We start from the raw sequence: 6138 nt of genomic DNA on the forward strand, positions 1-6138 counted from the left end.
GGTACGGTCGCCCGGTCGTACCGGCGTGCCGACCGGCGCGTACCCACGGGCCGTTCCCGGCCCCGACAGAGAGCAGGTGGCGTCCATGGCGTGTCGGATCAGTGAAGTGGTGCTCGGCTGCCGGGACCCGGAGGCCCTCGCCGTTTTCTGGTGCGACGTCCTCGACTTCGTCGTCCTCGACCGCGAGGAGGGCTGCGTCGAGATCGGGCCGCGCGAGGGGTTCGGCGGACCGCAGCCGACCATCATCCTCAGCTACCGGGACGAGCCGGAACCGGGGAAGGCCCGGCTCCACATCGACGTGAACGCCACCGACCGCGACCAGGACGCCGAGCTGGAGCGGCTGCTCGCGCTCGGCGCCCGCCCTGCCGACGTCGGTCAGCGGGGAGACGAGGGGTGGCACGTGCTGGCCGACCCCGAGGGCAACGAGTTCTGCCTGCTCAAGGCCCGTCTCGCCCCGCTCTGATACACGATCCCGCCACCCGGGTGCGTCCCGCCGCCACGGCCGGGGCGCACCCGCGGTGCGTCAGGGCCAGAGCTGCTGCCGGTGCCAGCTCCCGCCCTCGGCGCGGTACCGGAGCCGGGTGTGCCGCCGGTCGCGGTCGCCCTGCCAGAACTCGACCGCCGACGGCTGCACCGCGTAGAGCGTCCACCCCGGTGCGACCAGCCCCGGCTCGCGATCGACGCGCGCCCGGGAGGCGGCGACGGCTGCTTCCCGTTCCGCCGCGTCGGCCAGCGGCTGCGACTGGCGGCCGAGCAGCGCCTCGGCGCGCGCGCCGGCGCCGCGCGCCAGGAAGTCGGCGGCGGACCGCTCCGGTTCGGCGGTACGCACCGGTCCCCGCACCCGGACCTGCCGGCCGAGCAGGGGCCAGTGGAAGGTCAGCGCCGCGAACGGCCGGGCGGCGAGATCGCGGCCCTTGGCGCTGCCGGCGTCGGAGGCGAACCACCAGCCGTCGGCGCCGACATCCTTGAGGATCAGCACCCGCGCGTCGGGGCCGCCGTCACCGGCGGTCGTCGACAGCGTCATGGCGTGCGGCTCGGGCACCCCGGCGCGCAGCGCCTCGCCCAGCCACTCGGTGAACAGCGCCACCGGTTCCGCCGGTGCCGCCGCCGGGTCGAACCCCGGCAGCTCGCCCGCGAACACCTCGATGCCGCGCAGCAGTCGGCGGATCTCCGCGCCCATGACGCCCCCACTCCTCCTCGCCGGTGTGCCCCTGCCGGCTCCGCGGCGGGGCACGTCGTCGAGCCCGAACCTACCTCCGGACCGGCCACCAGCGCCGCGCGACGCGATCCCCGACCACGGGCCGCCCGCCTCAACCGGCCGGGACCGCACCGCCGTCCACCCACCGCGGGTCGGCGAGCAGCGCCTGCACCTCGTTGACCAGCCGCGCCGTGTGGAAGCCGTCGGCCGCCGCGTGGTGGACCTGCACCGCGAGCGGCAGCAGCGTGCGGCCGTCCCGCTCCGCGTAGCGCCCCAGGGTGAAGATCGGCGCCAGATGGTCGAAGCCGTCCCGGACATTGAGGTTGAACCCGGTGAACGACGTCCACGGCAGGCTCGACACGTCGAAGGTGTCGGGCGGCGGCGGGCCCTGCGGGAAGAACTCGGTGGCGCCGGCGTGCTCCGTGAGCAGCGCCGACGCCCGCTCGTGGAAGGCGCCGAACTCCGCGTCGTAGCGGGCCCACACGCAGGCGAACGTCTCCCGCGCCGGGTTGAACACGGTGAACGCCGGGTGGACCACCGGCCGGACGGCGGGCGCGCCCTCGGCCGTCAGGCACATGCGGAACTCCTCGTGCCGGTTGACCACCGTCGCCAGCGCCCACACCTGCGCGACGTACGTCCTGCGCGCCGAACGGCGCAGCGCGGCGGCGAACGCACCGGCGTCCAGCTCCACCGTCATCGAGTAGGTGCAGGGCACGGCCGTGCGGTAGTGCTCGAAGTGCTGCCGACGCGGCCAGTCGGCCAGGTCGATCGGGGTCGGTGCGTCCATCCCGCCATGATCCCAGCCCGCGACCCGGTGCCCGGCCGGGGCGGCCCGGGAGCGCCGCGCGCACGTCCCCCGCCGCGCAACGTCCGCTTCATGCTCGTTGTGCCGCGGCGTTCACCCCCAGTACACCCCGCGCACCGCAGACGGTCACGGCGGCTGCCTAGCGTGCCCGTGCCGACGCCGGTCCGTGGCGTTTCGGGGAGGAGAGCACGGGTGCAGCTGAGAATCGGAAAACCGGCGCGACGCCAGAGCGCGGCCCAGGGGGAGAGGCCGCCCGCCGACGACGTGACGCCGGAGCTGGCGCGCCGGGTCCGCGACTGCGCGATCGCCGGCGGCCAGCAGAGCGGCAACCCCGACCCGGAACGGGTCCGGTTCGCCGAGGCGGTGCGGGTGCTGCTCACCGCCTACGCCGAGGCCGCCGCCACCCCGGGGAAGGCCGCGACGCTGCTCGGTGGCGGCAACCGCTGGGCCGGCGACCACCCCGAGGTCTTCGAGGCGCTGCTCCAGGCCGGCCGGGCCGCCGCCGCGGTCGGCACCGAGGACCTGCTGCGCCTCGCGCTGCGCGTCACCGACACCCTGCTGGAGGTCCGCGCCGGCTCCCGCGCCGCCTGGCGGCTGCGCGCCCGCGTGCTGGAGGGGCTGGGCGACGACGCCCGCGCGGTCGAGGCGCACGAGCGCTACCTGGCGCTGTGCGCCACCGACGACCACGGCACCGGAGCCCGCATCGACGCGCTGCGCGCCGGCCGGGACCGCCTCGTCGAGGCGCTGGCCCTGCTGCGCCGCCGCTACCCGCGCGCCGCCGCCCTGGAGACCGACGGCGACCGCACCGACCTGTGGTCCGACGCCCTGACCCGCCGCGACGCCGGAGACGCCACCGGCGCCGCCGAGCGGATGACGGCGGCGCTCGGCCTCATGGTCGCCGACAAGCGCCCGTACGGGGAGCTGGGCGACGCGCTCACCGCGATCGTCGACCTTCTCACCGAGTTCCCGCCCGACGGGGGCGAGCCGCCCGCCGACCTGCTGACCGCGTGGGCCGAGCACCGCCGGCTCTCCGAGCGGGAGGCCGCGGCCGACCCGCTGCTGGGCGGCGCCCGGGTCATCGGCCTCAGCGACCTCCGGAACCAGCTCGCCGGGCGCTCGGTCTGCCTGGTCGCCAACTCGCGGCGCGTCGCGGACGGCCGGTACGGCACCCGCATCGACGACTACGACGTGGTGGTGCGGTTCAACTCGTTCACCATCGACGCGCCGGCCACCGGCACCCGCACCGACATCCACGCCACCATCCACAAGCACAACTTCAACTGGGACGTGCCCGTCACCACCCGGCTCGTCTTCGGCGGCCGCCAGGCGGCGTGGCAGCACAGCCTGCGCCGCCGCCTGGTCCCCGGCGCGCAGCGCAACGTCGGTGACCGCACGCTGCGGTGGCCCGTGCGGGACATCGGCCGCCTCACCGAGGAGGAGTGGCCCACCATCCCGACCAGCGGCTTCAACATGCTGTGGCTGCTGGACTTCCTCGACGTCAACACCCGCATCGACCTGATCGGGTTCGACTTCTACGCCTCCGGCGCCTACCGCCTCCCCGGCGCGATGAAGCTGCCCATCACCTCCGTCCACGGCTACCAGCGCGAACGCGACTGGGTGATGGCCCGCGCCCGCCACACCGACGAGATGAGGACCTCCCTCCGATGAGCACCGCCAGCCCGCTCACCGCGACGCCGCGCCCCGGCACCGCGGGCCCCGGCACCGCGGGCGCCGGCCACGCCCCGGCGGGGAGCCAGCCCCTCAAGCGCCGCATCGCGTTCGCCTCCTACGTGGACGAGAACTACCTGCCCGGCTTCCTCACGCTGCTGCGCTCCCTCGCGCTGACCAACCCCACGCTCTGCGAGGACTTCCTCGTCCTCCACGACGACCTGAAGCCCGAGTCGATCGCCCGCATCCGCGCCCTGCACCCCCGGGTGCGGCTGCGCGCGGTCCGCACCGAGCACTACGCCGACTTCGTCAAGGGCGACCAGACCAACTACCTGGTCCGCAAGGCGTACTTCATCCTCGACGTCTTCACCGTCCGCGACTACGACACGATCATCACCCTCGACACCGACATGGTGGTCCTGGACCGGATCGACGACCTGCTGCGGATGCGCGACGGCCTGGGCGCCGTCGCCCAGTTCTTCCACGGCGAGGACAAGCTCAACAGCGGGCTCCTCGTCATCCAGAAGGAGTTCCTCACCGACGAGTTCTGCGCCCGCGTGGACGAGATCGGCCTCGCCGGCAGCTACGAACTCGACAAGCACGACCAGGGCATCCTCAACGCCCTCCTCGCCGGGGACTTCGTCCGGGTCGACGCCCGGTACAACTACGTCAAGCGGCGGCTCGCGGGCAACAAGCCCGTCCCCGAGGACGTCGCCGTCCTCCACTACACCGGCCGCCACAAGCCCTGGCAGGGCGGCGAGACCGGCTACGCCCCCGCCGAGGAGGCGTGGCACCGCTACGACCTCGACGACGCCGCGCTGCGCGCCGAGTTCTTCGCACTCCCCGGCCGCAAACACCCCGAACTGGTCCGGCACTTCGGCCGCCGGGCCCACCGCGCGGGCAGCGGCCTCGACATCGCCGTGCAACTCGCCGAAGCGCTCATGGAGCTCGGCGACTACCGCGAGGCCGCCGAGGTCCTCGGCTGCCACCGGATACCCGCGCGCGACGCCCGCGCCCACGCCCTCCACGGCAACGCGCTGATGGCCTGCGCCCGGTACGAGGAGGCCCGCACCCACCTGCTGCTGGCCACCGCCCACCCGCCGACCGCGCCCCGCGCCCACGCCCGCCTCGCGCAACTGGCCTGGGTCCTCCACGACGACGCCACCGCCGCCTCGCACGCGCTGTCCGGCCTCTCCGCCGACCCCACGGACCGGATGTGCGGCATCCTCCACCGCCGCACCGCGCCGGTCTCCGGCGGCGGACGGCCCGCCGACGCGCCGCCCGCCGGCCTCAACGGCGCCTCCGACCAGGGCGGCGACCGCGCCGGCCGCCTCGCTCACGTCGCGTTCTACATGGACGGCCAGGGCAACGCCGGCGACAAGGTCCTCCCCGAGGCGGTCCGCCGCTGCTTCTCCGACGACACCGGCCCCGGCGCCTGGCAGAGCGAGCACGTCCACCGCTTCGTGGACGACGCCGCACTGGAGCGCATCAACCGCCAGCGCGGCCTGGTCATCGGCGGCGGCGGGCTGTTCATCCCCGACACCTCCCCGAACGGCAACAGCGCCTGGCAGTGGAACGTCACCGACGAGGCGATGCGCCGCATCGAGGTGCCCATCGCCGTCTTCGCCGTCGGCTACAACACCTTCGAGGGCCAGGGCTACGCCCGCGAGCGGTTCACCGAGAGTCTGCGGACCCTGGTCGAGCGCGCCGCGTTCTTCGGACTGCGCAACCACGGCTCGGTGGAACGCGTCCGCGACCTGCTACCCCGCGAACTGGCCGACACCGTCGTCCACCAGCCCTGCCCGACCACCGTCGCCCGGCAGCTGATCCCCGGCTGGCGCGACCCGGCGGAGCGCGACGACACGGTGCTGCTCAACATCGCCTACGACCGGGCCGGGCTGCGCTTCGGCCACGACTACGGCCACGTCCTCGCCGAACTCGCCGCAGCGATCCGGCGGATCGGCGAGCACACCGAGGTGCGGTACGCCTCGCACGCGGTCACCGACGACACCTTCGTCACCGACCTGCGCCGCGAGCACGGCATCAGCCTGCCGGTGCTGCCGATGTACGACTGGTCGACCGAGCGCATCCTCGCCGAGTACGCCCGCACCAAGCTCGTCATCGGCGCGCGCGGCCACGCCGGGATGGTGCCGTTCGGCGCCGGGACCCCGATCCTGTCGCTGATCTCCCACCCCAAGCTGGGGTACTTCCTGCGGGACATCGACCGGCCGGAGTGGGGCGTCTCCGTCCACGAGCGCCACCTGGCGGAGCTGCTCACCGAGCGGGCCCTCGGCCTCCTGGACCGGCACGAGGCGACCGTCGCGGACGTCCACGACCGGCAGTTGCTGCTGTGGAAGATCACCCAGGAGAACATGGGCCGCATCCGTCCGCTGCTGGGCGACCCGGCCTGACCGTCGGCCCGCCGGAGCGGCACCGTCCCCGGGGAGCTGGTCACCCCGGGGACGGC

General features: G+C 74.5%; 5 protein-coding genes. 3 read left to right on the forward strand and 2 right to left on the reverse strand.

Annotated features, from left to right (window positions below; translation table 11 throughout):
• Nucleotides 1–85 precede the first annotated feature (85 nt).
• Nucleotides 86–463: a VOC family protein gene (locus tag HCN56_RS08920; RefSeq protein ID WP_167968971.1), complete on the forward strand. Its 378-nt coding sequence runs from the start codon at nucleotides 86–88 to the stop codon at nucleotides 461–463.
• 60 nt (nucleotides 464–523) lie between these two features.
• Here HCN56_RS08920 and HCN56_RS08925 read toward each other — a convergent pair whose 3' ends face one another.
• Entirely contained in the window at nucleotides 524–1180 is a 657-nt protein-coding gene (locus HCN56_RS08925) for a pyridoxine/pyridoxamine 5'-phosphate oxidase (protein WP_167968972.1), read from the reverse strand.
• A gap of 130 nt (nucleotides 1181–1310) precedes the next feature.
• Nucleotides 1311–1985 (reverse strand): CatA-like O-acetyltransferase, encoded by a 675-nt coding sequence (locus HCN56_RS08930; protein ID WP_167968973.1) that lies wholly within the window; start codon nucleotides 1983–1985, stop codon nucleotides 1311–1313.
• Nucleotides 1986–2195: 210 nt separating this feature from the next.
• Here HCN56_RS08930 and HCN56_RS08935 point away from each other — a divergent pair, with 210 nt between their 5' ends.
• Nucleotides 2196–3671 (forward strand): hypothetical protein, encoded by a 1476-nt coding sequence (locus HCN56_RS08935; RefSeq protein WP_167968974.1) that lies wholly within the window; start codon nucleotides 2196–2198, stop codon nucleotides 3669–3671.
• Nucleotides 3668–6082, forward strand: coding sequence for a glycosyltransferase (locus HCN56_RS08940; RefSeq protein ID WP_167968975.1), 2415 nt, complete (start codon nucleotides 3668–3670; stop codon nucleotides 6080–6082). The genes HCN56_RS08935 and HCN56_RS08940 overlap by 4 nt, the downstream gene beginning before the upstream one ends.
• The last annotated feature ends 56 nt before the right edge of the window (nucleotides 6083–6138 follow it).

This window comes from Streptomyces lonarensis, from assembly GCF_012033735.1.
GTDB lineage: Bacteria > Actinomycetota > Actinomycetes > Streptomycetales > Streptomycetaceae > Streptomyces > Streptomyces lonarensis.

Coding starts and splice junctions, on each gene's coding strand:
- HCN56_RS08920 (WP_167968971.1), top strand. CDS start 86: ATGGCGTGTCGGATCAGTGAAGTGGTGCTCGGCTGCCGGGACCCGGAG.
- HCN56_RS08925 (WP_167968972.1), bottom strand. CDS start 1,180: ATGGGCGCGGAGATCCGCCGACTGCTGCGCGGCATCGAGGTGTTCGCG.
- HCN56_RS08930 (WP_167968973.1), bottom strand. CDS start 1,985: ATGGACGCACCGACCCCGATCGACCTGGCCGACTGGCCGCGTCGGCAG.
- HCN56_RS08940 (WP_167968975.1), top strand. CDS start 3,668: ATGAGCACCGCCAGCCCGCTCACCGCGACGCCGCGCCCCGGCACCGCG.